Here is a 3,879-nt window from a genome sequence, read left to right on the forward strand (position 1 = left end):
AGCATCTAAGCGCGAAGCCAACTTCAAGATAAGATTTCCCACCGTAAGGGTAAGATCCCAGGAAGACTACCTGGTTGATAGGTCGGAGGTGTAAGTGCAGCAATGTATGTAGCTTACCGATACTAATAGATCGAGGACTTGACCAAGATTATTTAATCTTACTAATGTTATTCAGTTTTTAGAGTACTAACTCTAAATAAAGATTATGCGGTTATTACAGCAAAGAGGATACACCTGTTCCCATTCCGAACACAGAAGTTAAGCTCTTTAGCGCCGATGGTACTTGGTGGGAAGCTGCCTGGGAGAGTAGGACGTAGCCGCGTAATCTTTTTTATTTTACGTGAATTTGTGGTGGTTAAGGTTTAGTTTGCACTTGGGTCATAAAGCTGAAAAGATGCTTTGAATGACCTCGGCGTTGCAAACTAAACCTTAACCACTTTTTTGATATGTAAAATAAAGAAGAATTACGCTTGTACGGTATGAGATAAAGGATAAGAAAAGATGCTTTAAATGACCACTTCGCTGCAAACTAAATATCAACCATTTTTTGTTGTGTAAAATAAAAAAGAAGTGCTTTTGCACTTCTTTTTTTATACTTCTCTTCTTGGAATTTCCATTTCGATAGCTTCTTCTATTTCTTTTAGTGTGTTGTGATCTTTAGGGTCAACGAACATACAAGTGTAACCTTCTTCACCAGCTCTTCCGGTTCTTCCTATTCTGTGAATGTAAGTTTCAGCATTTTCAGGAATATCATAGTTATATACATGAGATACACCACTTATATCTAATCCTCTTGAGGCAACATCTGTTGCTATTAGGTATTGTATGTCTGCATTTCTAAATGATTTCATTATTCGTTCTCTATGAGATTGTTTTATATCACTATGAAGTTTAGCACAGTTGTATTTTCTTCTGTGTAAGACCTCTTCAAGCTTATCAACTCTAGCCTTAGTTCTACAGAAAATTATTCCCATGAATGGATTATCTGAATCAAGTACAGAACATAGAGCATCTTGCTTTCCTCTATCTGTAGTTTCAACTACATTTTGTTTTATATTAGTAAGCGTTATCTCTTCCTTTTGAACACTAACTACAGCAGGATTATTCATATATTTATATGCTAATTTCTTAACAGCAGAATCCATTGTTGCAGAGAAGCAAAGCATTTGACGTTTTTTAGGAGTTTGTCTAAGTATTGTTTCAACTTCAATTCTAAATCCCATAAATAGCATTTGATCTGCTTCATCTAAAACTATTACTTTTAATTTGCTAAGGTCAATAGTTTCTCTCTCTATATGGTCTAACAATCTACCAGGAGTAGCTATAACTAAGTGAATATTCTTTTTTAATTTTTTTAATTGTGCACCTATATCTTTTCCACCATACATTGCTAATAAATTTATATCCGTATTCTCACAAAGTTTTTCTGCTTCTTTTGTTATTTGTATAGCAAGTTCTCTAGTTGGAGAAACAATTAAAGCTTGGACATGTCCAAGTTCAGGTGAAATATTTTCTAATATAGGTAGTAAAAATGCTAAAGTTTTACCAGTACCTGTTTGAGCTTCAGCGATTACATCGTTACCAGATTTTATAAGTCCAATACTTTCCTCTTGAATAGGAGTAGGATTAGTTATTCCCATTATTTTTAATTTTTCTATCATATTATCATTAATTCCTAATTCTTTAAAATTCATATTATTTACCTCTCAAAATATTGCTAATTTAATTTAAGACAACCTATTAATAATATCATAATAAGGTTATTAATTCTAACTATATTATAAATTATGGTCATAATTTTATGAATATATATACAAAAGTTTATTAATTTGATTAAAAGTACAAATAAAAAAGTACTAAAATTAAGAACTTTTTTAATAAAATGTTTTTTATTTGAAAACTTTTTTCTAAACCCTTGAAAGATATTTAAAAAAACTAAAAAAAATATTAATATTACTTTAATACAAAATTAATCAATGTTACTTATGATGCATTCAAATAACAATAAAACCTCAGAGAAGAATGTATTAGGTGGAGCAGGAAATACATTGGGGTTAGCTATTTTAATGGCTAAAAGTAAATCTACACACTTAAAATCATTAGGGAGACTATCTGTTATACCTGGTATATGTGGAATAAACGAACCTATAATATTTGGAGGACCTATAGTATTTAATCCTATACTTGCTATACTATTTATAATAACTCCTATTATATCAGTATCACTTACTTATTTTGCACAAAAGATAGGATTTATAACTTGTGGGTATATAGTAGATCCATCATTTACACCATTCTTTGCACAGGCATACTTATCGTCTATGGATATTAGAAATGTTATATTTGTATGTGCATTAGTATTAATAAGTATAGTGATATATTATCCGTTCTTTAAAGTATATGAAGGAAATATGATAAAGAAAGAATTAGAAGAAGCTAATGAAGATGAAGATTTTAGTTTTGATGAAATAGATTTTGCATAAAAATAAAAAGAGAAGCACTATGCTTCTCTTTTTATATAAAACGAATGAATGCTAAAACAATAAGCATTAATCCAGAAAGCCAAGAAAGATTTAAATCTACTTTCTCTATGAATTTTTTACCTATACGAACTCCTATAAAAAGGCAGCAAGTTCCTATAATAAAAGATAGTATAACAACTTGTAAATAATTTATTGATACCAAACTACTACCGAATCCAACAGCTAAACTATCTAATGAAAGAGCAACAGCTAAATATACAGCTTCTTTAAGTGTAAGTGTTTTGGATTTGTCATAATCAGCCTTAGTTTCATTGGCGTAAATTTCTAAAACAAATTTAAAGTCAAATGCTTTAAAAGTCAAAGGTGCGCCTGAACTAGAAAATTTTCTAACATAGGTTTTAAAAAAAGATTCAAATAGTCTAAAAAAGCCAAGTGATAACAATAATGCGAAACTTAAAACACTTGCGGTACTTGGAGATAAAAAATCTTTTAAAAATCCACCTAGAGCTAAAGCTATACCAAGAAATAAGGAACAAACTAAATTTATTACTAAATTAGAATAAAAAGGGATTTTTATTCTATCGGTCCCATAAGCTATACTAGCTACAAAAGTATCTATACATAAAGAAGAAACTAAAATTAACGACTCTATCAACTGAATTCACCCCTAATATATAAAATGATTAATAATATATTATTAAACTAGGGACAAATTAGTGCACAAATATTAAAGGCACCTTTTATAGGTGCCTTTAATTAATATTCATAATTACTATTAAAATATCTTTTTATAAATGTTTCGCAAGTATTATTTAAAGAGTTGATTTGAACATCTGAAGACTTACAAGCACCATTAAAGTTGTATGTACAGTTAGAAGCACTACAAATTATATTTTTAGAAGAAGTTTCAATGTCACATACGGAACTTGTCATTTTAGCAGAATTATCCGCTTCAACAAATGTTTTACAGTAAGTCTCAGGTGTAATGTCAGCATCGAATCCTTCTATATGAATTACAGACGCAGAGCATACTCCGCTATTATTAAAAGTGCAGTTTGTAGATAAACACTTAATCAAAAAAACACCTCCCACTACAATATAAATATATTATTGAGTCAAGCTGGAAAAAATATACTGAAAATTTAAATAGAAATTAAAAAAATATATTGCAAATAATTCTTAAATGATTTAGAATAGTAAGTCCTAAGATAAATAGATTAAACATTTAGTAGATATTTTGATTAAACTAACTCATTTGTAGTTAGTTTTTTTTTATTGATTTTAGAAAATACACTAGAAAAATATAAAAATTTATGATATTATTTTACTTTAAATTGGGTTATAGTTATATATGAAATGGATACGTGAAAATTTAAGACTATAACCCAATTTAAAG

Annotated in this window: 4 protein-coding genes and 2 rRNA genes; 3 read left to right on the plus strand and 3 right to left on the minus strand. The window is 29.0% G+C overall.

Annotation, left to right across the window (positions count from 1 at the left end; all coding sequences use genetic code 11):
* Both VN21_RS04245 and rrf read left to right on the plus strand, forming a co-directional pair.
* Window positions 1-146 (plus strand): 23S ribosomal RNA (locus VN21_RS04245); the annotation flags it as partial.
* 60 nt (window positions 147-206) lie between these two features.
* Window positions 207-323: ribosomal RNA gene (rrf, locus tag VN21_RS04250) — 5S ribosomal RNA — on the plus strand.
* Window positions 324-590: 267 nt separating this feature from the next.
* Here rrf and VN21_RS04255 read toward each other — a convergent pair.
* Window positions 591-1,694, minus strand: coding sequence for a DEAD/DEAH box helicase (locus VN21_RS04255; protein ID WP_046822199.1), 1,104 nt, complete (start codon window positions 1,692-1,694; stop codon window positions 591-593).
* Window positions 1,695-1,976: 282 nt separating this feature from the next.
* Between VN21_RS04255 and VN21_RS04260 the strand changes: the two genes are divergently transcribed.
* Window positions 1,977-2,483, plus strand: coding sequence for a PTS transporter subunit EIIC (locus VN21_RS04260; RefSeq protein WP_084821936.1), 507 nt, complete (start codon window positions 1,977-1,979; stop codon window positions 2,481-2,483).
* Window positions 2,484-2,514: 31 nt separating this feature from the next.
* Here VN21_RS04260 and ytaF read toward each other — a convergent pair whose 3' ends face one another.
* A complete protein-coding gene (gene ytaF, locus VN21_RS04265; RefSeq protein WP_046822201.1) occupies window positions 2,515-3,138 on the minus strand; it encodes a sporulation membrane protein YtaF in 624 nt (207 codons plus the stop codon).
* 101 nt (window positions 3,139-3,239) lie between these two features.
* Window positions 3,240-3,560, minus strand: coding sequence for a DUF1540 domain-containing protein (locus tag VN21_RS04270; protein ID WP_046822202.1), 321 nt, complete (start codon window positions 3,558-3,560; stop codon window positions 3,240-3,242).
* Window positions 3,561-3,879 lie beyond the last annotated feature (319 nt).

The organism is Paraclostridium benzoelyticum, from assembly GCF_001006285.1.
Classification (GTDB): domain Bacteria; phylum Bacillota; class Clostridia; order Peptostreptococcales; family Peptostreptococcaceae; genus Paraclostridium; species Paraclostridium benzoelyticum.